This is a genomic window from Rubellimicrobium arenae (assembly GCF_017916275.1).
GTDB lineage: Bacteria > Pseudomonadota > Alphaproteobacteria > Rhodobacterales > Rhodobacteraceae > Rubellimicrobium > Rubellimicrobium arenae.
In genome coordinates this window covers 258,985-278,092 of sequence record NZ_JAFMST010000008.1, presented here as the reverse complement: position 1 = coordinate 278,092, position 19,108 = coordinate 258,985, and the positions used below count along the sequence as shown (strand labels likewise).

The 19,108-nt window shown below is 69.9% G+C and carries 18 protein-coding genes; 9 read left to right on the top strand and 9 right to left on the bottom strand.

From position 1 onward, the window contains the following. Positions 1-124: 124 nt before the first annotated feature. Positions 125-1,486, top strand: a complete 1,362-nt coding sequence (locus J3P31_RS14945; protein WP_210529277.1) for an amidohydrolase — start codon at positions 125-127, stop codon at positions 1,484-1,486. 29 nt (positions 1,487-1,515) lie between these two features. Here J3P31_RS14945 and J3P31_RS14940 read toward each other — a convergent pair whose 3' ends face one another. After that, the gene (locus tag J3P31_RS14940) at positions 1,516-2,220 is read right to left on the bottom strand and encodes a winged helix-turn-helix domain-containing protein (RefSeq protein ID WP_210529321.1); all 705 of its coding nucleotides are present in this window, start codon (positions 2,218-2,220) and stop codon (positions 1,516-1,518) included. Next, positions 2,204-2,491, bottom strand: a complete 288-nt coding sequence (locus tag J3P31_RS14935) for a hypothetical protein (RefSeq protein ID WP_210529276.1) — start codon at positions 2,489-2,491, stop codon at positions 2,204-2,206. The genes J3P31_RS14940 and J3P31_RS14935 overlap by 17 nt, the downstream gene beginning before the upstream one ends. Before the next feature lie 505 nt (positions 2,492-2,996). Here J3P31_RS14935 and rnhB point away from each other — a divergent pair. Continuing rightward, positions 2,997-3,632 carry a ribonuclease HII gene (rnhB, locus tag J3P31_RS14930; RefSeq protein ID WP_210529275.1) on the top strand — a complete coding sequence of 212 codons (636 nt, stop codon included), beginning with the start codon at positions 2,997-2,999 and terminating at the stop codon, positions 3,630-3,632. 87 nt (positions 3,633-3,719) lie between these two features. After that, positions 3,720-4,829 (top strand): site-specific DNA-methyltransferase, encoded by a 1,110-nt coding sequence (locus tag J3P31_RS14925; protein WP_210529274.1) that lies wholly within the window; start codon positions 3,720-3,722, stop codon positions 4,827-4,829. Positions 4,830-5,018: 189 nt separating this feature from the next. On the opposite strand, the gene J3P31_RS14920 is transcribed toward J3P31_RS14925, so the two are convergent. Beyond that, complete coding sequence (locus J3P31_RS14920) at positions 5,019-6,086, bottom strand: A/G-specific adenine glycosylase (protein ID WP_210529273.1); 1,068 nt, start codon at positions 6,084-6,086, stop codon at positions 5,019-5,021. 59 nt (positions 6,087-6,145) lie between these two features. On the opposite strand from J3P31_RS14920, the gene J3P31_RS14915 reads away from it, so the two are divergent. The 3 genes from J3P31_RS14915 (at position 6,146) to J3P31_RS14905 (ending at position 8,510) form a co-directional block, all read left to right on the top strand. Continuing rightward, the gene (locus J3P31_RS14915; protein ID WP_210529272.1) at positions 6,146-6,655 is read left to right on the top strand and encodes a DUF721 domain-containing protein; all 510 of its coding nucleotides are present in this window, start codon (positions 6,146-6,148) and stop codon (positions 6,653-6,655) included. An 88-nt stretch (positions 6,656-6,743) separates the two neighbouring features. Continuing rightward, positions 6,744-7,352, top strand: coding sequence for a DsbA family protein (locus tag J3P31_RS14910; protein ID WP_438270302.1), 609 nt, complete (start codon positions 6,744-6,746; stop codon positions 7,350-7,352). Between the two features lie 9 nt (positions 7,353-7,361). Next, positions 7,362-8,510, top strand: coding sequence for a CaiB/BaiF CoA transferase family protein (locus J3P31_RS14905; protein WP_210529270.1), 1,149 nt, complete (start codon positions 7,362-7,364; stop codon positions 8,508-8,510). Here the strand turns inward: J3P31_RS14905 and lpxK are convergent. The 6 genes from lpxK to J3P31_RS14875 all read right to left on the bottom strand — a co-directional run bounded on the left by lpxK (position 8,480) and on the right by J3P31_RS14875 (position 14,587). After that, complete coding sequence (gene lpxK / locus J3P31_RS14900) at positions 8,480-9,496, bottom strand: tetraacyldisaccharide 4'-kinase (RefSeq protein WP_210529269.1); 1,017 nt, start codon at positions 9,494-9,496, stop codon at positions 8,480-8,482. The genes J3P31_RS14905 and lpxK overlap by 31 nt on opposite strands. Continuing rightward, entirely contained in the window at positions 9,496-10,734 is a 1,239-nt protein-coding gene (locus J3P31_RS14895; protein ID WP_210529268.1) for a 3-deoxy-D-manno-octulosonic acid transferase, read from the bottom strand. The genes lpxK and J3P31_RS14895 overlap by 1 nt, the downstream gene beginning before the upstream one ends. A gap of 9 nt (positions 10,735-10,743) precedes the next feature. Then, complete coding sequence (locus J3P31_RS14890) at positions 10,744-10,989, bottom strand: DUF4170 domain-containing protein (RefSeq protein WP_210529267.1); 246 nt, start codon at positions 10,987-10,989, stop codon at positions 10,744-10,746. A gap of 67 nt (positions 10,990-11,056) precedes the next feature. Further along, positions 11,057-12,403, bottom strand: a complete 1,347-nt coding sequence (locus J3P31_RS14885) for a TldD/PmbA family protein (RefSeq protein ID WP_210529320.1) — start codon at positions 12,401-12,403, stop codon at positions 11,057-11,059. 120 nt (positions 12,404-12,523) lie between these two features. Next, on the bottom strand, positions 12,524-14,050 hold the full coding sequence (locus tag J3P31_RS14880; RefSeq protein ID WP_210529266.1) for a DUF2125 domain-containing protein: 1,527 nt from the start codon (positions 14,048-14,050) through the stop codon (positions 12,524-12,526). Positions 14,051-14,233: 183 nt separating this feature from the next. Next, the gene (locus J3P31_RS14875; protein WP_246849523.1) at positions 14,234-14,587 is read right to left on the bottom strand and encodes an HNH endonuclease; all 354 of its coding nucleotides are present in this window, start codon (positions 14,585-14,587) and stop codon (positions 14,234-14,236) included. Between the two features lie 203 nt (positions 14,588-14,790). Between J3P31_RS14875 and J3P31_RS14870 the strand changes: the two genes are divergently transcribed. From J3P31_RS14870 to J3P31_RS14860, 3 genes are all read left to right on the top strand, one after another. Further along, the gene (locus J3P31_RS14870; protein WP_246849550.1) at positions 14,791-15,945 is read left to right on the top strand and encodes a TIGR03862 family flavoprotein; all 1,155 of its coding nucleotides are present in this window, start codon (positions 14,791-14,793) and stop codon (positions 15,943-15,945) included. Positions 15,946-16,055: 110 nt separating this feature from the next. Beyond that, on the top strand, positions 16,056-18,173 hold the full coding sequence (locus tag J3P31_RS14865) for a YjbH domain-containing protein (protein ID WP_210529264.1): 2,118 nt from the start codon (positions 16,056-16,058) through the stop codon (positions 18,171-18,173). Continuing rightward, positions 18,170-18,865 carry a YjbF family lipoprotein gene (locus J3P31_RS14860; RefSeq protein WP_210529263.1) on the top strand — a complete coding sequence of 232 codons (696 nt, stop codon included), beginning with the start codon at positions 18,170-18,172 and terminating at the stop codon, positions 18,863-18,865. The genes J3P31_RS14865 and J3P31_RS14860 overlap by 4 nt, the downstream gene beginning before the upstream one ends. Positions 18,866-19,108: the final 243 nt, after the last annotated feature.

The following is a 19,108-nucleotide window of genomic DNA, read 5'->3' as shown; positions in this document are numbered from 1 at the left end:
CGCATCGCGTCGGTGGATCGGTCGCAGGGCTGTGCCGGCCGCTCCTTCCGCCGCAGGCCGTCACCTCCGCCGGTCCCCCGATTCACGACCTTGCGCCCTTCCCGGGCATGACCGAGGCCCCTGCATGAGCTACCTGTTCCGAAACTGCGCCGCCGTCGTCACCGGTGCCTGCGATCCCGTCCTGCGGGATGTGGACCTCCTGACGGACGGCCCCGCGATCCGCGCCATCGGGCCGGGCCTCGACGCCGGGCCGGGGGTGGAGGTCATCGACGCCTCGGGCTGGTTCCTCTACCCGGGGCTCGTCAACACGCACCACCACTTCTTCCAGTGCTTCGTGCGGAACCGGGTGGAGCTCGACTGGACCCGGATGTCGGTGCTCCAATGGCTGGACACGATCTATCCGATCTTCGCCCGGCTGACCGAGGACTGCTTCTACCATGCCTCCGTTACGGCCATGGCCGAGCTCATCAAGCATGGTTGCACGACGGCCTTCGACCACCAGTACAACTTCCCGCGCGCGGCCGGGACGCGCATCGTGGACCGCCAAGTCGAAGCCGCGCAGATGTTCGGACTGCGCTTCCACGCCGGGCGGGGGACCAACACCCTGCCCAAGTCCGAGGGAAGCACCATCCCCGACGCCATGCTGGAGACCACGGACGAGTTCCTCGCCGATTGCGGGCGGCTCATCGATGCCTATCACGAGCCCGATCCCTTCGGCATGGTCCGCGTCGTCGTGGCGCCCTGCCAGCCCGTGAACTGCTACCGCGACACCTTTGTCGAATCGGTGCGCCTGGCCCGCGACAGGGGCGTGCTCCTGCACACCCATGTGGGCGAAGGCGAGAGCCCGGTGATCGAGGCGCGCCACGGCATGAGGACCGTGGAGTACTGCGAATCGCTGGGCTTCGCGGGGCCGGACACCTGGTACGCCCATTGCTGGGAGCTGCGCCCGGAGGAGATCGCCCGGATGGCCGCATCGGGCACCGGCATGTCCCACTGCCCCGAGCCCGTCTACCTCGTGGGCGCCGAGGTCACCGACATCCCGGCGCTGGACGCGGCGGGGGTACGGATCAGCCTCGGCGCGGACGGGGCGGCGTCGAACGACAACTCGAACCTGATGCACTGCGTCCACTCGGCCTACATGCTTCAATGCCTTGCCGCAGGGACGCGCCGGAACCCGGTGCCGCGTCCGGGGGCCTTCCTGGGCTATGCCACCGAGGGAGGAGCCTCGGTGCTGGGCCGCAGCGACATCGGGCGGCTCGCGCCCGGGATGGCCGCCGACCTGTTCGCGATCGACACGCGGCGGCTGGACTATGTGGGCACCCGGCATGACCCGGTCAGCCTCATCCCCAAGGTCGGCGTCGGCATGGCCGTGGACCTCACGCTCATCAACGGGCGCATCGCCTGGGCCAAGGGGGAGTTCCCGGGCCTCGACGAGGCCCGCCTCGTCGCCGAGGCCGAAGCGGTGCTGGCCCGGACGCTGGGCTGACGCGCGCGGCAGGGGACCGGGCGGTCCCCTCAGACCATGCGGATCGCCGCCTTGTCGACGGCCAGGGTATAGCCCTTGCGCGCGATGTTCCGGACCAGGAGCTCGCTCACCATCTGGTTGCCCAGGGTGTCGCGGAGGCGCTTGATCCGGGTGGCTCCGGCCGCCTCGTCGCACTGGGACGCGTCGCGGCCCGAGATCACCGCCTCGATCTGCGCGCCCGACAGCACCTCGTCGTCCATGCGCGCCTCGGCGAGGACAGCCAGCGTTTCCGTGGCGGCCTCGGTCAGCTTGAACTCGAAGTTGTTGAGGTAGACCGTGTTCGATTCACGCGAGATGAGGAGCGAGTTCACCTCGATGCCCTTGCGCTCGATCTGGCCCATGCGGCGGTTGAGCGCCACCAGCATCACGAGGAAGGCCACGGCGGCGATCATCATGGCGGTGGCAAAGACCAGCAGCACGAAGATGATCGTGCGGTAGGAAGTCAGGACCTCTCCGAACGCCGTGCCGGACTGGGCCAGCACCTCGAGGAGCCGGAGTTCGCGCTGGGTCGTGAAGTCGGTCTCGACGAAGAGACGCTCGACCCGCGCGTTGAAGGCGTTCGCGTCCGGAAGGTTGATGAACAGGAGCACCGCGGCCCCGAGCAGGATCGCCACGATCGAGGCGATGCCGATCGCGACCGCGCGGCTGCCCCAGGCCCGGGCCTCGCCCGAGGTGAGCTCAGTAGCGGAGGAAATACTCGCCAGCGCTTTCACGTCTTTCCTCCAGTCCCGACTCCCCAAAGGTAGAGATCACCTCGAGGAGTTGCCAGTCATCCGCGGCGAGGCGGGGACGCAGCTCCCGTTCGGCCTCGCGCACGGTGCAGTCGCCGCGGATCTCGGCCACGCCGTACTGCAACTCGAGCGGATTGTCCCGCGACGCCTTGTAGTCGGCGAAGCAGGGTTCCTGCGCGTGGGCGGCGGCGGCCAGGACCAGCAAGGGCAGCAGCAGAGGGAAGGACATCTTCATGCCTCGACCCTGCCCGAGCGGACCCCGCTATTCAATAACCCGCTTCTAACCCGGCCGGGTCCCCCCCTTGTCGGACGGCGGCTTAGGGACGGTCATTGCATGACGTCGCCCCCTGGCCGAAATGCGATCCGACACCTCGGTGAACGTCGGGCGGTGCCGGCCGGACGCTGAAGCCTTGGTCCGGGACGGCCGTCCGGACCTCCGGCGGCGAGCCTCGTGGAGCTTGCACGGGACGCGCGCCCGGCCAGGTGCGATTCGAGAGATCCGGCCCGGACCCTCAAGGGGGCCGAGCGCCGGAGAGCGGCGCGGACCCATCGCCCCAGTTGGTTCGCGTCGTGGGCGGGGAGGGGATCTTCGGACCCCTCCCCATCCGGGGGCAAGGCACGGGCGTTCGCCCCAGCTCGTCCGTGGTCCGGCCCGGGGGAGGGGCCTCCAGGGCTCCTCCCCACGGCCGACATGGTCCGTGCCGCTTGCTCCCAAGGGGGCGGGGCGGCCAGATGGCGCCATGAGAATCACGCCCGACTTTTCCCATGAGGAGGCCCTCCTCGCCCGTGGCCATCTCCGAATCGCCGGGGTGGACGAGGTCGGCCGTGGCCCCCTGGCCGGCCCGTTGATCGCCGCTGCCGTGATTCTGGACCCAGACCGGATCCCGTCCGGCCTTTACGACAGCAAGGTCATGACGCGCCGCCGCAGGGAGCAGGCCGCCGAAGCCATCCGCGCCTCGGCCCGAGTCGGCTTGGGCGAGGCCTCGGTGGAGGAGATCGAGGAGCTGAACATCCTCCGCGCCACGCATCTTGCGATGATCCGTGCCCTAGAGGCTCTTGGCGGCCCCATCGACCATGCCCTGGTCGACGGATCGCAGCTGCCTCCGAATCTGACCTGCCCGGCGACGGGGCTCGTTCGCGGCGACGCGCGCAGCCTGTCCATTGCCGCGGCCTCGATCGTGGCCAAGGTGTGGCGCGACGGGATCATGGTCGCGCTGGCGCAACAGCACCCGGGCTACGGCTGGGAGACCAACATGGGTTATGGGTCAAAAAGCCACATGGCTGCGCTACAAAGCCTGGGGCCGACCCCATATCATAGACGTACCTTCGCTCCGGTCCACAAGGTCTTGTGGCAAGCGGAAAAGGTAAGTTCCTGATCACATTTCGCTTTTGACAGTTCCCCTCGCTGTCCTCAACTTATCCCCAACCAGAGCGAAAAAATTCGCCGGTTCATGAGGCAGTGAATGGCAGAAACGGCAGTCGCGGAGCGCCTTGGCAGCGCTCTGAACAGGATACTTGCGGGCGATTGCATCGAGATGATGCGTCGCCTGCCGGACTCGAGCGTGGACCTGGTCTTCGCCGACCCCCCCTACAACCTCCAGCTCAAGGGGGAGCTGCACCGCCCGGACAACTCGCGCGTCAACGGCGTGGAGGAAGGCTGGGACCGCTTCGGCAGCTTCGGCGACTATGACCGGTTCACCCGCGACTGGCTTCGCGAAGCCCGCCGCGTCCTCAAGCCCCATGGTGCGATCTGGGTGATCGGCTCCTACCACAACGTCTTCCGGCTGGGGGCGGAGCTTCAGAACCAGGGCTTCTGGATCCTGAACGACGTCATCTGGCGCAAGTCGAACCCCATGCCCAACTTCCGCGGCAAGAGGCTGACCAACGCCCACGAGACGCTGATCTGGGCCTCCAAGAACGAAGCGTCCAAGTACACCTTCAACTACGAGGCCATGAAGGCCCTCAACGAAGGCGTGCAGATGCGCTCGGACTGGATGCTGCCCATCTGCACCGGGCACGAGCGTCTGAAGGGCGCGGACGGGTCCAAGGCGCATCCGACCCAGAAGCCGGAATCCCTCCTGCATCGCGTCATCCTGGCCACGACCAATCCGGGCGACGTCATCCTCGATCCCTTCTTCGGAACGGGAACGACCGGCGCGGTGGCCAAGCGGCTTGGCCGCGACTTCATCGGCATCGAGCGGGAAGAATCCTACCGGAAGGCGGCCGAAGCGCGGATCGCGCAGATCCGCCGGCTCGACAGCGCCGCCCTGGAGACCACCACCTCCAAGAAGTCCGAGCCCCGCGTCGCCTTCGGCGTGCTCGTGGAGCGCGGGATGCTGCGTCCGGGCGAGGAGCTCTGGTCGCTGGGCGGGCGTCACAAGGCCAAGGTCCGGGCTGACGGAACGCTGGTCGGTCAGGACGTGAAGGGCTCGATCCATCAGGTGGGGGCGCACCTGGAAGGCGCGCCGTCGTGCAACGGCTGGACCTACTGGCACTTCCGGCGCGATGGCGGCTTCGTGCCCATCGACGTGCTCCGCCAGCAGATCCGGGCCGAGATGGCCGGAGTCCACTGATCCATCACATTTGAAGAATTGGCCCGCCCCTTCTGGGCGGGCCTCCAGACCGCCGGAGCTGGCGAGCGCCCTTAGCGCCCGGCTCCCACCTGGGGCCCTGCCGATGGCTCGCTACCCGGCAGGGTCCTTTTTTCTCATCATCGCCCGCCTGTGTCATGCATTCAACACCGGCCTGCGATTCTGGACCACTCAATCCGGAACAATCCATTCAGGGTTCGTGATCAATGGCGAGGTCAGGGCCACGTCCAGGACGCGCCGCATCGCCGTGGGAAGCTGGCCGGGCCGGAAGTCGGACGCCGGGACGAAGGCTCCGCGTCGCGGTTCGGCATCGCGGGGCAGGCGGGCGACCAGGACCTTCAGCGTCAGCCCGAAATGCGAGAAGCCATGCCGCGCCTCGACGTTCAACGTGACCCAATCGCCGGGGGCCGGCGGATCCGCGTGCTCCTCGCCCCGGTCCCAGGCCGAGCCGGGCCAGCCCAGCATCCCGCCCAGCATCCGGTCCGTGGCCCGGGTCTCCAGCAGCCAGGCCCCGTCCTCGCGCCGGCCGACATAGGCGACGCCGCGCCGTTGCGGCACCTCGCGCTTGGGCAGCTTGACCGGCCGGTCCGCCTGCACCCCTCGGGCGCGGGCCTGACAGGGCTCGCGCCAGGGGCAGATCACGCAGGCGGGCGAACGGGGCGTGCAGACGGTCGCGCCCAGGTCCATCACGGCCTGCGCATAGTCCCCGGGCCGTTCGTCGGGGGTCAGCGCATCGGCATGGGCGTAGATCTCGGCCCGGGCGGCGGGCAGGGGCGTGGTCACGTCGAAGACCCGCGCCATCACGCGCTCGACGTTGCCGTCGACCACGACCGCTCTTTGGCCGAAGGCGATCGAGGCCACGGCCGCCGCCGTATAGGGGCCGATTCCCGGAAGGGTCCGGAGGCCCGCCTCGGTTTCGGGAAAGCCGCCGCGCGCCGCGACGGTCCGGGCGCAGGCCAGCAGGTTCCGCGCCCGTGCATAGTAGCCCAGCCCCGCCCATTCGGCCATCACCTCGGCGTCGTCGGCCGCCGCCAGGGCGTCCACGGTCGGCCAGCGCGCCGTGAAGCGTTCGAAGTAGCCCTTCACGGCGGCGACCGTGGTCTGCTGGAGCATGATCTCCGACAGCCACACCCGATACGGGTCCGGCGTGGCCCCCGATCCGGGCGGCGTGCGCCAGGGCAGCGTCCGCGCGTGGCGGTCGTACCAGGCCAGGAGATTGTTCGTGATGTCCGTGCCCATTCTTCCCTGCCGGGGGACTGTCGCCGCCATGCGCTCCGGCCTATCATCATGCCATCCACATGAAAGGCTTCCGCGTGGACCGTCACGGACATTTCACCCCTGCCGCCGACCTTCTTCGCGCCAAGATCCGTCAGTTGGGCGAGGCGCGGGGATTTTCCGCGACGCGGCTCCTGACCCACTGGTCCGAGATCGTGGGCGAATCCATCGCCGCCATCGCCAGGCCCCTCGAGGTGCGCCACCCTCGGGGCAAGAAGGGGGCCGAGGAGGGGGCCACGCTCACCATCCTCGCGCTGGGCGCCGCGGCGCTGCGGCTCGAGATGGAGAAGGAGCGGCTGCGCGAGCGAGTGAACGCCTGCTACGGCTACAACGCGATCGCCAGGATCCGCATCAAGCAGGCCGGCCCCGAGGCCTTCATGAACGAGGCCGTGCCCGTCCCCGACCAGATCGCGACCCGCGTCGCCGTTCCGCCCAGCGAGGTCGAGCCTCTTGCCAATGGCGTGAGCGACTCGGAATTGAGGCTTGCGCTCGCTGCGCTCGCCGCCAATGTCCTGTCGAGGTCCCGACCCTGACGGGACGCCCAAGTATCGAGGCCTGTCCATGAAGAGACCCGTCCTTATCGCCGCCCTGTCCTCTGCGCTTGCCCTTGGCGGCGTCGGGATGCTGTCCTCCGCCTGGGCGCAGGAAGCCACAGATCAGGCCGCGCCTGCCGATACGGCCGCCGAAGCCGCCCCGGTCACCATCCAGGACATGGCGCAGGGGGCCGAGGATGCGCCGGTCACCATCGTCGAGTACGGGTCCTTCACCTGCCCGCACTGCGCGGCCTTCCACGCCGACCAGTACCAGCATCTCAAGGAGGACTACATCGACACCGGCAAGGTGCGGTTCGTCTTCCGCGAGGTCTATTTCGACCGCTTCGGCCTCTGGGCCTCGATGATCGCCCGCTGCGGCGGCGAGATGCGGTTCTTCGGGATCAGCGACATCCTTTACGACACCCAGCGCGACTGGATCGGCGAAGGGGAGCCCGCCCAGATCGCCGAGAACCTGCGCCGCATCGGCAAGTCCGCCGGAATGGATGACGCCACGCTGGACGCCTGCCTGAACAACGAGGCGCAAGCCGAGGCCCTCGTGGCCTGGTATCAGGAGAATGCCGAGCGTGACGGCATCCAGTCCACGCCGACCTTCATCATCAACGGCGAGTCGCACTCCAACATGGCCTATGACGACCTCAAGTCGATCATCGACTCCGAGCTGGCCGAAACGCAGTAACGGCGCGCGATGACGCAGCATGGCCGCCCGCCGCTCAGCGGCCTGAGGGTTCTGGAGCTCGCGCGCATCCTGGCCGGTCCCTGGGCCGGACAACTCCTGTCCGACCTGGGCGCCACCGTGGTCAAGGTCGAGAGTCCCGAAGGCGACGACACCCGACGCTGGGGTCCTCCGTTCATCAGCCATGACGGCGAGACGGCCGCCGCCTATTTCCACGCCTGCAATCGCGGCAAGCGGTCCGTCGTGGCGGATTTCTCTACGGAGGAGGGGCGGGAGGCCGTGCGTCGCCTGGCGACCGGGGCCGACGTGGTCATCGAGAACTTCAAGCTGGGCGGCCTCGACCGATATGGACTGGGCTGGGAGGCGCTGTCGACGCTCAATCCCCGGCTCGTGTGGTGCTCCATCACCGGGTTCGGGCAGGATGGGCCTTACGCCTGCCGGGCCGGCTACGACTACATCGTCCAGGGCATGTCGGGGTTGATGTCCGTCACCGGGGAGCCCGACCGCGAGCCGCAGAAGGTCGGGGTGGCGGTGACCGACATCTTCACCGGGGTCTATGCCGCCACGGCTATTCTGGCGGCGATCCACCAGCGCAACGCGACCGGGCTGGGCCAGCGGATCGACATGGCGCTTCTGGATGTGGCGACGGCGATCACGGCCAACCAGGCCATGAACTACCTCGCCAGCGGGATCGCGCCCCAGCGCATGGGGAACGCGCATCCCAACATCGTGCCCTATCAGGTGTTCGCCTGCGCCGACGGCCATGCCATCGTGGCGGTGGGGAACGACGGCCAGTTCCGGCGCTTCTGCGCGCTGCTGGGCCTCGAGGCCCTGGGAACGGACCCGGCCTTCGCCACCAATCCCGACCGGCTGGCCCGGCGCGACATCCTGGTGCCGCTGCTGCAGGAGGCGGTCCTGCGCCTTGGGCGCGACGAGCTGCTGTCCCGCTGCGAAGGGCAGGGCGTGCCCGCCGGGCCGATCAACGACATGGCCGACGTCTTTGCCGATCCCCAGGTCATCGCGCGGCGGCTGCGGATCGAACCGGACGGCGTCCCCGGCGTGCGCACGCCCATCGTCTTTTCCGACTCGGCCTTGGCGCTGGATCGCGCCTCGCCCCGCCTGGGCGAGCATCAGGGCTGCCTCGGCTCCCCCTGGGACTGACCCAGGCCCAAGCGGTCGAGCCTTGCGTCCAGCGGGTCCCAGCTTTCCAGATGAAGGCGCACCGGCAGCGTGAGCACCCGCGCCCGCATGGACGGCGGAAGCCGCACCGCATCCTTCTCCGTGGTCACGAGCTGCGCGCCCAGACGGGCGGCGTCCGCCTCCAGGCGCTGGAGCAGCGGCCGGCTCAGAGGCTCGTGATCGTCGAAGGAGCGCGTCGCCACGATCTCGGCACCCAAGCCCTTCAGCGTGGCAAAGAACTTTCCGGGCTGGCCGATGCCGGCAAAGGCCAGGGCGCGCAGGCCCGCCCAGGGCATCCCGGTCGGCAAGGGGCGCAAGGCCCCGCGAAGATGGGGCAGGGATCTCAGGGCCGAGCCCCAGCGGGCCCGGAAGACGTCCTGCGCAACCTCCTCCCCCAGGGAGATGACGGCATCGGCCCGGGCCAGCCCGGCGGCGACCGACTCCCGCAGGGGACCCGCCGGGATCGCGCGCCCATTGCCCCAGCCGCGCGCCGCATCCACCACGACGATCGAGAGGTCCTTGCGCACCGACGGATTCTGAAACCCGTCATCCAGAATCACGGCCCTGGCCCCGGCGGCTGCGGCCGCCCGGACGCCCGCAGCCCGGTCCCGTGCCACCCAGGTCGGCACGAAGGCCGAGATGAGGAGCGGCTCGTCCCCTACATCCGCCGCGCCATGGGAGGGAAGCACCCGCTCCGGCCCGGCCAGGCGCCCGCCGTAGCCGCGCGAGACGACATGGACCGGCACGCCCCGGCCGGACAGCCGCTCGGCCAGGGCGATGGTGACCGGCGTCTTGCCCGTTCCCCCTGCATCGAGGTTGCCGACGCAAATGACCGGCACGCCGGCATGGTCGGGCGTGGCGCGCGACAGCCGCCAGGCCGTGGCTCCCGCATAGGCCAGGCCCAGGGGGGCCAGCAGCCGGGCCGCCAGTCGAGGCTCGGGATCATACCACCAGCCGGGTTGCCGCATCACGCGCTCGCCGGGTTGGCCAAGGCGGGAGCCTCGGCCGCAGGACCCGAAGGGGCGGGATGGGCCAGGGAAACCCGGATCAGATCCGCCACGCGGTTGGCGACCTCGGCTCCCTGCGTGGCCACGTCCCAGCCCGCATGGGCCATCGCCGCCGCCTTGTCAGGGGCCAGGAGCGCCTCCACCGCACGTCCGAGCTCGGCTCCGTTCAGGATGACCCGGGCCGCTCCGGCGGCGTCGAGCCGGGCCCAGGCGGCCGCATGCGGCATGGTGACGGGGCCATGGATCAGCACCGATCCCAGCGCCGCCGCCTCGAAGGGATGGCGTCCCCCCGCTCCGTCCGTCAGGGTGCCGCCCAGATAGGCCAGCGGGGCGAGCCGGAGCCAGAGGCCCATCTCGCTCGGGCCGTCGGCCAGGTAGACCTGGGTGCCGTCCTCCGGCTCGTCCCCTTCCGCACGCTCGGCCACCCGGAGCCCCGCGTCGTTCAGGGCGCGGGCGAAGGCGGGGGCTTCATCCGCATGGCGCGGCGCGAGGATGAGCAGCAGCCGGTGCGCCGTCCGGCTGGCGTGCAGGTAGGCGGCCACGATGGACGGAAGCTCGGCCAGGGGAAGATCCCCCGCGAGCCAGACGGGACGCGCTCCGAGGCTTTGGGCAAGGTCGCGCCGCTCGCGTTCGTTGCAGGGCAGGACGGGAGCGGGGGCGTCCAGCGATCCGGCGATCTCAAGCCGGTCGTCGGACAGGCCGGCGCGGGCCAGGCGTTCCGCGGCGGCGTCCCCCGCGACCAGAGCGCGATCAAAGAAGGGCACGACCGACCGCGCGAGCCAGGGCCAGCCAGCCCCGCGCATCATGATCTGAGGATCGGGCGCGCCCTCGACCAGAAGCTTGGGCATCCGGGCCTTCGCCAGAAGCGCCGGGCGCAGTCCGCCCCCGACCCAGAGCAGGGCGTCCGGCGTCCAGTGATCCAGGAAGGCCTGCACGCTCCCGCCGCCTTCGTGCGGCACATGGCGCAGGATCATGCGCCCAGTCGTCGGAGGCAGATCGGTCCCGCGTGGGAGCGTCACCAGGATCGACACGTCGGCTGGCAACTGCTCGGTCAGAGCGATGAGCGAGGGCAGGCGCGCCACCCCGTCGAGATGCACCCAGAGCAGGGACCCATCCGGCCGGGGCGGCTCGGCCTCGCTGCGGCCGCCACCCAGGGCCGCCAGCGCCAGATAGGCGCCCAGCACCAAGGAACCAGGCATTTCGGTGGATCAGCTCCCCAGTTCTTCGGTCGCGGACGCGGCGGCCTCCTCGTCGCGCAGCCGGTGCAGGTGGGCGATGAAATAGCGCATATGTGCGTTGTCGACGGTGCGCTGGGCCTCGGCCTTCCAGGCCTGATAGGCCGAGGCATAGTCCGGGAACATTCCGACGATATGGAGCTTGGAGATGTCGCGGAACACGTTCTTCGTCGGATCGACGAGTTCGCCTCCGAAGACGAGGTGCAGGCGTTGGGTCATGGGGGTGTTCCTTTGAAGGGCGCGCCGCACCCTAAGCAAATAGGGCTCTGGGTCAAGCGACGCCCCGTCAGTCCCCCGCGAGCGTCATGCCCTCGACCAGCAGCGACGGAACCACGCGGGGAAGCCAGGACCGCGCGTCGTTGGCCGGGATGATGCGGCGGAGCATGTCCCCGAGGTTGCCCGCGATGGTGCATTCGTTCACGGGATAGGTGATCTGCCCGCCTTCGATCCAGAAGCCCGACGCCCCGCGCGAGTAGTCTCCGGTGTTGGGATTGATCGTCGAGCCGATCAGGGAGGTCACGAGAAGCCCCGTTCCCATCTGCGCCAGCAGGTCCTCCCGCGAGGCGTCGCCCTGCGTCAGCGCGATGTTGGTGACCGAGGGGGACGGCGTGCCCCCAGGGCTCCGCGCCGCGTTGGCCGTGCTCGCGAGCCCGAGCTTCCGGGCCGAGGCGAGGTCGAGCGTCCAGGTGGTGAGGCGGCCGTTCTCGACGATGGCGCGGGGCCGGGTCGGCAGCCCTTCCGCGTCCCACAGGCGCGAGGCCGGACTGCGGACCCGGTGGGGGTCCTCGGTCAGGGACAGGTGGTCGGGCAGCACCTGCTCTCCCATCGCGTTGCGCAGGAAGGACGATCCCCGAGCGATGGCAGCGCCGTTGATCGCCGACAGCAGGTGGCCGATCAGGGACGAGGCGATGCGTTCGTCGAACAGGATGGGATAGGTCCCGGTGCGCGGCTTGCGAGCGCCTTCCCGTTCCGCCGCGCGCTGCCCCGCGGTGCGCCCGATCTCGGCGGGGGAGCGAAGCTCGGCGCGGAAGACCCGCGAGTCCCAGTCGTAATCGCGCTCCATCCCGGTGCCGGTGCCGCTGATCGCGCCGCAGGACAGGCCATGGTCGCTCCGGCCGTAGCCCGCGGCGAAGCCGTTGGTGCCCGCCAGGAACACCTCGCGCCGCGACCAGCCCGTCGAGGCCGACAGCACCTGCGTCACGCCGGGCACCTCGAGAGCCGCCGCCTCGGCCTCGCGGGCGCGGGCCTCCATGGCGGCGGGCTCCGGATCCTCGGACGGGTCGCTGAGCTCGAGCCGCGCGGCATCGCGATCCGAGGCCAGCTCCGAGGGATCGGCCAGCCCCACGGACGGGTCTTCCGGCGCTTCGCGGGCCATGGCCACAGCCCGCTCGGCCATGGCGGCGAGCGTGGCATCCCGGCTGTCGGAGGAGGACACCACCGCCTGCCGCTGGCCGATCAGGACGCGGAGCCCGAGGTCGATCCCTTCGGACCGCTGCGCCTCCTCCAGCCGTCCCTGGCGCACGTCGATCGACAGGTGAGTGCCGCGGACGAGCAGGGCGTCCGCAGCCTCGGCCCCCGCCCTGCGCGCGGCATCCAGAAGGCGGGCGGTGAGGTCCTCGAGCGATGCCATGATGCGTCCTTTGCTGTCCCCGCCCGAGTTAGGCTGCGCGGCAAGCCGGGGCAAGCCGGCCCCCGAAGGGAACGGGGGAGGGCGCGAACCCTCCCCCGCCGGATTTCCGGATCGCCTTCCGGCCTACTGGAGGCGCTGGCCGTTCGCGAGCAGCTGGCCATCGGGCGTGACCTCGATCCGCGAGGTGAGCTGATCGTCCCCGACCGGCGTCGTGAAGGCGCCCAGCATCATGCGCGCGCCCATGACCTGGTCCTGCGGCAGCAGGCCCATCTGCACGAGCTTGTCGATGAGCCCGTTCACGCCGTCGAGCCGGAGGTCCACGGCGCCGGTCGGCCGGGGCATCCCGGGGAAGGTCGTCATGTCGCTGTTGTCGAAGGTGAAGGCGCCGCTGCCGGTGACCTGCGCGCCGCCGAAGTCGACGTTCAGCGCGTTGATGTTCGCCGAGTTGATCTGGGCCGGCATCGGCGAGGCGGCCATGGCCTCGGCCTGGGACGGGTCGGCCACGTCGAAGAGCATCGTCGCGGTGCCCGTGAGGTCCATGACCAGCGAGGCCGGGTCATGCGGCAGGATCCCCTGCGGGTCGAACATCGACCACACTTCCTCATTGAGCGCGAGGTCCGTCAGGTTGATCCCCATGGCCCAGGGCGCAGGGGCGGTCGACTTGGCGAGCGGCATCTCGAAGTTGAAGCCGTACTGCGCCAGGCTCGCCTTGATCGGCATGGGCATGGCGGCGCTGGTCACGTCCAGCGCGACGTTCGTGGCCTGGCCGTTGTAGGCGACGGCGTCCCTGCTGAGCTTGAACGACATCTGGCTGCCCTGGGTCGTGAAGCTGCCGTTCGTCGGGCCCGTGGCGTCGGTGACCTCGAACATGTAGCTGCCGTTCGCCGTGGTGTAGCCGCCGTCCACGGCCATCCCGTTCATCAGCATCATCTCGGGGTCCGCCGCCGGGTCCAGCGGCATGGACGCGGTGGCCTTGGTGGCCACGGTGTTGACCTTGCCCGACATCATGAAATGCGAGCCGTCCTCGGTGTTCGTCGCGTCGACGAGCAGGTCCATCGACGCGGCGGTCAGGTCGTAGGTCATGTCGCGCGTCGTGCCGGTGGTCGAGGTGTAGGTGCCCGACACGTCGTTGAACGCCAGGAGCCCCTCGGCCGGAACCTCCGTGCCCGCTTCCTTGACGCTGTCGAGCTCGAGCGCGTAGCGCGCCGCCGCCACGTCATAGGTCATGGCGCCCGGCTGGCCCGACACCTTCATCGAAAGGCCGTTCTGCCGCAGGGCCAGCGCGACCTCGGAGGCCTGCGATCCCGTCTCGGCGTTGGCGGGGGTGGTGATGGTGATCGGATATTCCTCGGACATGGTGACGGTCACGGTGCCGTCCCCGTTCTCCGTGAACACGAGTTGCCCCAGCGTCCCGCTGGCGGTCGATCCATCCTCGCCGGTGACGTTGAAGCCGAGATCCGTCACGGTGAGGACGCTGCCCTGCTGCGACTCGGAGCCGATGCTGATCGCGTCCTGCCCGTAGACGCCCATCTGCGCCTTCCAGTCGTCCCAGACCTGCTGGGCGGTCACGTCGGCCAGGGCCGGGCCGGCGCCCAGCGCGAGAAGGAGGGCGGTGGCCGAAACGGCCGGCCTGGTGCTGAATGCGGACATGCAAGAACTCCCTGATGAATGTGTTCCCCTTCCCTGACGCGCCTCATGGGGGTGGGTCAAGGTGGGGTTTTCGGCACTCCTGCGGGACCTTAGGCCGGGCCGAAGCGGTGGGGAAGGGGAAAGCCGGGCTCCTGCCCGCCTGGCTGGCCAACGCCTTCGCGAGCGGCCCGAGAGCGGACCTGCCTACCGGCGCGAGCGGCCCTTGGGCACGCGCGACAGGAAGTGCGGGGGACGCTTGGCCACCCATTCGGCGAACCGGGCCAGCCGCGGATGCGCCCGGAGCGCCTCGGGCGTGGCGTAGTCGCGGGCGAGCTCGGCCTCGGACAGGGTGGCGTGGATCTCCTTGTGGCAGATGTGATGAAGCAGGACCGTCGGCCCGCCTTTCCCGCCCTTCAGCTTGGGGACGAGGTGGTGGAGGCTTTTGGGCGCATCCGCCGGGATCGGCCGCCCGCAGAGCGCGCAGTCCGGATCCGCCGGCGGAGGCGGAGGCCCCGCGTCGGGTTCGGTCCAGCGTCGGGTCTGTCGGGAGCGGCCCATGACCCCTAAATCGGTTCGCTGCTGGTCAGGAGCAAGGCCGATCCGGATGTCGTGACCCTGCCCGGACTTGCGGAGCCGCCGCGAGGCTGGCACCGCTGAGGCGCGCCCTGCGATCCATGGACCTTCGCTTGCCACACACCTCCTCCTCCAGCAATCCGTCTTCGGACGCTTGCGGCCCTCAGCCCGAGGACTGGCCCGGCGCGCTGGTCGTCGGGGCCGGTCCGGCGGGGCTTGCCGCAGCCGAGGTTCTCGCCGGGGCAGGGCATCCCGTGCTTATCGCCGAGGGCATGCCCTCCCCGGCCCGCAAGCTGCTGATGGCCGGGAAGTCCGGGCTGAACATCACGAAGGACGAGCCGGCCGACGCCTTCCGGGCCGCCTTCGGCGCGGGCGAGGCGCTGCCCCCCGCGCTGCGCGATGCATTCCGGGAATTCGGGCCGCAGGAGGTCATGGAGTGGACCCGCGGGCTGGGGCAGGAGGTGTTCACCGGCTCCACCGGGCGCGTGTTCCCGACGGCTTGGAAGGCCTCGCCGCTGCTGCGCGCCTGGCTCCGGCGACTGTCGGACGGGGGCGTGGAGCTTCGGACGCGCTGGCGCTGGACCGGGTTCGACGGCGGCGAGGTGTCCCGCTTCGAGACGCCCCAGGGGCCACGCCTGCTGCGGCCCGGCGCCACCATCCTCGCCATGGGCGGCGCGAGCTGGCGGCGGCTGGGCTCGGACGGGGCCTGGGCGTCGGAGTTCGCCGACGTCGCGCCCTTCGCCCCCTCCAACATGGGGCTTCTGGTGGACTGGTCGCCCCACATGGCCCGCCACTTCGGCGAACCCGTGAAGGGGGCGGCCTGGAGCGCCGGAGGCCTCGTCTCGCGCGGGGAGGTCGTGGTCTCCGCGCGCGGCCTGGAGGGAGGAGGACTCTATCCGCTGTCCCGCCCCCTGCGCGAGGGCGCTCCGCTCCGGCTCGACCTGCTGCCCGACCTGTCCACCGAGGCGGTGCGGCAGAGGCTGGGCCCGCGCGGGCGCGAGACGGTGGCCAGCCGCCTGCGGAAGCGGCTCGGGATCGAGGGCGCGCGGGCGGCTCTCGTGCAGGAATGGGGACGGCCCTTGCCGGACGATCTCGCGCCCCTGCTCAAGGCGCTGCCCGTGCGGCATTCCGGGCCCCGGCCGCTGGACGAGGCCATCTCGACTGCGGGCGGCCTGCGCTTCTCGGCCCTGACCGGGGACCTGATGCTTCACGACCGCCCGGGCGTGTTCGCCGCCGGCGAGATGCTGGACTGGGAGGCCCCGACGGGGGGCTATCTCCTGACCGCCTGCCTCGCCACGGGGCGACGGGCTGGTCGGGCTGCCGCGGCCTGGCTGTCGCGCTGACCCCGGAACCTCCAGGCGCAGGGCAAAGAGGCCGCCCGATCTCCCGTGTCGGCTTCCCATTGCCCACCGCTTCGGATTAGGTGAGCGCGACCACGACGAGGAGACCCGCCATGGCCCTTCATCACCGCCTGGGCACCGCAAGCGTGCTCGCGCTGCTCCTGGCCGGGCCGGGCCTCGCGCAGGACCGTGCCGTGACCTACACGCTCTTCGGCACGCCGGGGCTTCTGGAGATGCCATCCGCCCTCAGCGCCGACGAGGGGGAGATCGCGGGCACCGTGGGCTACTTCGGCGGCCAGATCCGCAACACCTTCACCTTCCAGGTGACGCGGCGCCTTTCGGGCTCCTTCCGCTATTCCGGCATCCCGGATTTCACGGTCGATGAGGACGAGCCCTACTGGGACCGCAGCTTCGACCTGCGGTTCCGCTTCAACGACGAGAGCCGCTACGTCCCCATGGTGGCTCTGGGGCTGCAGGACTTCCTGGGAACCGGGATCTACTCGGGCGAATACGTGGTCGCCACCAAGACGGTCGGCGACGCCTTCCGCGTGACGGCGGGCCTGGGCTGGGGACGGTTTGCCACCCACGGCGGCTTCGACAATCCGCTGGGCTTCCTGGGGGACCGGCCCGAAACCTTCGTGACCGGCGACGAAGGCGGGGACGTGGGCTACGAGGCATTCTTCCGGGGCGATGCCGCGGTCTTCGGCGGGATCGAATGGGCCCCGAACGAACGCTGGATCCTCAAGGCGGAGTATTCGTCCGACGACGCCTATGTCGACCAGAATGGCGATCCGCTGTTCGACCGCGAATCCCCGCTGAACTTCGGCGCAACCTGGCGGCCGCTGCCGGGAATCCAGCTGGGCCTGGGCTACCTTTACGGCACCCAGCTGTCCTTCACCGGGACCTTCACGGTCAACCCGAACGACCGTCCCTTCGGCGTCGGCCTCGACCCTGCGCCGCAGCCGGTCGCCGTCCGGGCCGAAGGGCTGCGCGCGGCCCAGAGCTGGGACCGGGCCGATCTGCCGGAGTCGACCGTCCTCGCCAGCCTGCGCGAGGCTCTGCGCACCGAGGGGGTCGAACTCGTCGCAGTGGCGCTCGACGACAGGTCGGCCCGTGTCCGCTACACCAACACGCGCTACCGGGCCGAGGCGCAGGCCATGGGCCGCGTGGTCCGCATCCTGAGCCAAGAGCTTCCGCCTTCCATCGAGACGCTCACGCTCGAGCCGGTGCAGAACGGGATCCCGCTGTCGGCCGTGACCTTTGCGCGGTCCGACGTCGAGGCCTTCGAGAATGAGGTGGGCGGCACGGCCGCCAGCCTGGCCCAGGCGGAGTTCGGCGACGCCGGCGGCCCCGCGGGCCTCGTGGAGGTGCCGCCGGCCAGCGAGGATTTCACCTGGGGGCTGCGTCCCTACGTGAGCCTCTCGCTCTTCGACCCGACCGACCCCTTCCGGCTGAGGTTCGGGGCCGAGCTGTCGGCGGCCTACCGCCTTCGTCCGAACCTGATCCTGTCCGGTGCCATCCGGCAGCAGATCCTCGCCTCGAGCGAGGACGATGACGGCGAGGTCGAACCCCTGGGCGGGGTTCCGGTCGTGCGCCGGAACCAGAGCCTCTACGGGAGCGACGGCGGTCCGACCCTCGATAGCCTGACCCTGGCCTGGTACGGCCGGCCCGGCGACAACCTCTACAGCCGCATGACGCTGGGCTACCTGGAGGAGATGTACGGCGGCGTCTCGACCGAGCTCCTCTGGAAGCCCGTCGAAGCCCGGCTCGCCCTGGGGGCCGAGGTCAACTATGCTGTCCAGCGCGACTACAACGACATGCTGAGCTTCCGCGACTATGACGTCGTGACCGGCCATGTGTCGGCCTATTACGACTTCGGCAACGGGTTCCAGGGCGAGATCGACGCCGGCCGGTTCCTGGCCGGCGACTGGGGCGCGACCTTCGGGCTCGACCGGGAGTTCGAGAATGGCTGGTCCGTGGGCGGCTACTTCACCCTGACGGACATCCCGGCCGAGGATTTCGGGGAAGGCTCCTTCGACAAGGGCATCCGGGTCAACATCCCGATCGACTTCGTCCTGGGCCGGCCGACCCGGCGCGAAGTGGGGACGAGCCTGCGCTCTCTGAACCGCGACGGCGGGGCGAGGCTGGACGTCGATGGACGGCTCTACGACATCGTGCGCGAAGGGCATTACGCGGATCTTGAGGATTCATGGGGGCGGTTCTGGCGATGAAGCGGACGATCTGCGGAGTGGCGGCCGCGCTTGCCCTGGCGGGCTGCGGCCAGAACAGCGAAACCTCCGGCCAGCCCGGCGCCTCGGCCGAGGCGCGTGCCCTCTCCGTCGTGTCGCAGGTTCAGACGATCCTGGGCGGCGTGGGATCGGACACCACGGTCAGCGCGCCCCGCGTGATTCCGGGGGGCTTTTCCTCCGAGGCCATCGCCGCCGACCCCGGGGCCTATCGCCTCATGCAGGTCAACGCGCTTGGCCTGGTCGAGCCGGGTCGCATCATCCAGGAGAACGGGGACGAGGTCACCCTCGCGCTCCAGTCCGGGCCGACGGCGGCCTACGATGGCGGCATCCTCGTGGCCACGCGGGGGTTCGGCGACGACCTGATCACCATGGATTCGGCCGGCGTCCTTGAGGCGCTTCGGGCAGGCGGCGGAACGGTCAGCCGCCGCATGGAAACGCTGGATGCGCAGGATCAGGTCCTCACCTCCAGCTTCTCCTGCACGATCACGTCGGCGGGGCAGGAAACGGTCAACCTCGGCCTGCGGGAGGCGACGCTGAACCGCTTCGACGAGAAGTGCCGCAGCCAAGCGTTGATCTTCGACAACATCTATTGGCTGGACGGTTCGGGCCAGATCGTGGCCTCGCGCCAGTATGTCTCGCCCACTGTTGCATATTTGCGCAGCAACAGGCTCTGAATCGTCCAAGCTCCCGAAACCGGGATGCATTTTCTTGAGTCGTGGGGTGTATGAAGCTACTACCGCATCAACGCTTTGTTACTAACCGGAGTAGAGACATGCGCCTCACCAAAGCCCTCCTCGCTGCTGCCGTCGCTGCGACCCTGGCCAGCCAAGCCGTTGCCGGCGGCTTCGCCCCCGTCGTTGCCGAGCCCGAGCCCACCGTCGTCGTGGAGCCGACCGCTCCCCGTTCGACCTTCGGCA

Bases quoted from the DNA above. Each gene is read 5' to 3' on its own strand.
- J3P31_RS14945 (WP_210529277.1), top strand. From the start codon at position 125: ATGAGCTACCTGTTCCGAAACTGCGCCGCCGTCGTCACCGGTGCCTGC.
- J3P31_RS14935 (WP_210529276.1), bottom strand. From the start codon at position 2,491: ATGAAGATGTCCTTCCCTCTGCTGCTGCCCTTGCTGGTCCTGGCCGCC.
- rnhB (WP_210529275.1), top strand. From the start codon at position 2,997: ATGAGAATCACGCCCGACTTTTCCCATGAGGAGGCCCTCCTCGCCCGT.
- J3P31_RS14925 (WP_210529274.1), top strand. From the start codon at position 3,720: ATGGCAGAAACGGCAGTCGCGGAGCGCCTTGGCAGCGCTCTGAACAGG.
- J3P31_RS14920 (WP_210529273.1), bottom strand. From the start codon at position 6,086: ATGGGCACGGACATCACGAACAATCTCCTGGCCTGGTACGACCGCCAC.
- J3P31_RS14915 (WP_210529272.1), top strand. From the start codon at position 6,146: ATGAAAGGCTTCCGCGTGGACCGTCACGGACATTTCACCCCTGCCGCC.
- J3P31_RS14910 (WP_438270302.1), top strand. From the start codon at position 6,744: ATGCTGTCCTCCGCCTGGGCGCAGGAAGCCACAGATCAGGCCGCGCCT.
- J3P31_RS14905 (WP_210529270.1), top strand. From the start codon at position 7,362: ATGACGCAGCATGGCCGCCCGCCGCTCAGCGGCCTGAGGGTTCTGGAG.
- lpxK (WP_210529269.1), bottom strand. From the start codon at position 9,496: ATGCGGCAACCCGGCTGGTGGTATGATCCCGAGCCTCGACTGGCGGCC.
- J3P31_RS14895 (WP_210529268.1), bottom strand. From the start codon at position 10,734: ATGCCTGGTTCCTTGGTGCTGGGCGCCTATCTGGCGCTGGCGGCCCTG.
- J3P31_RS14890 (WP_210529267.1), bottom strand. From the start codon at position 10,989: ATGACCCAACGCCTGCACCTCGTCTTCGGAGGCGAACTCGTCGATCCG.
- J3P31_RS14880 (WP_210529266.1), bottom strand. From the start codon at position 14,050: ATGTCCGCATTCAGCACCAGGCCGGCCGTTTCGGCCACCGCCCTCCTT.
- J3P31_RS14875 (WP_246849523.1), bottom strand. From the start codon at position 14,587: ATGGGCCGCTCCCGACAGACCCGACGCTGGACCGAACCCGACGCGGGG.
- J3P31_RS14865 (WP_210529264.1), top strand. From the start codon at position 16,056: ATGGCCCTTCATCACCGCCTGGGCACCGCAAGCGTGCTCGCGCTGCTC.
- J3P31_RS14860 (WP_210529263.1), top strand. From the start codon at position 18,170: ATGAAGCGGACGATCTGCGGAGTGGCGGCCGCGCTTGCCCTGGCGGGC.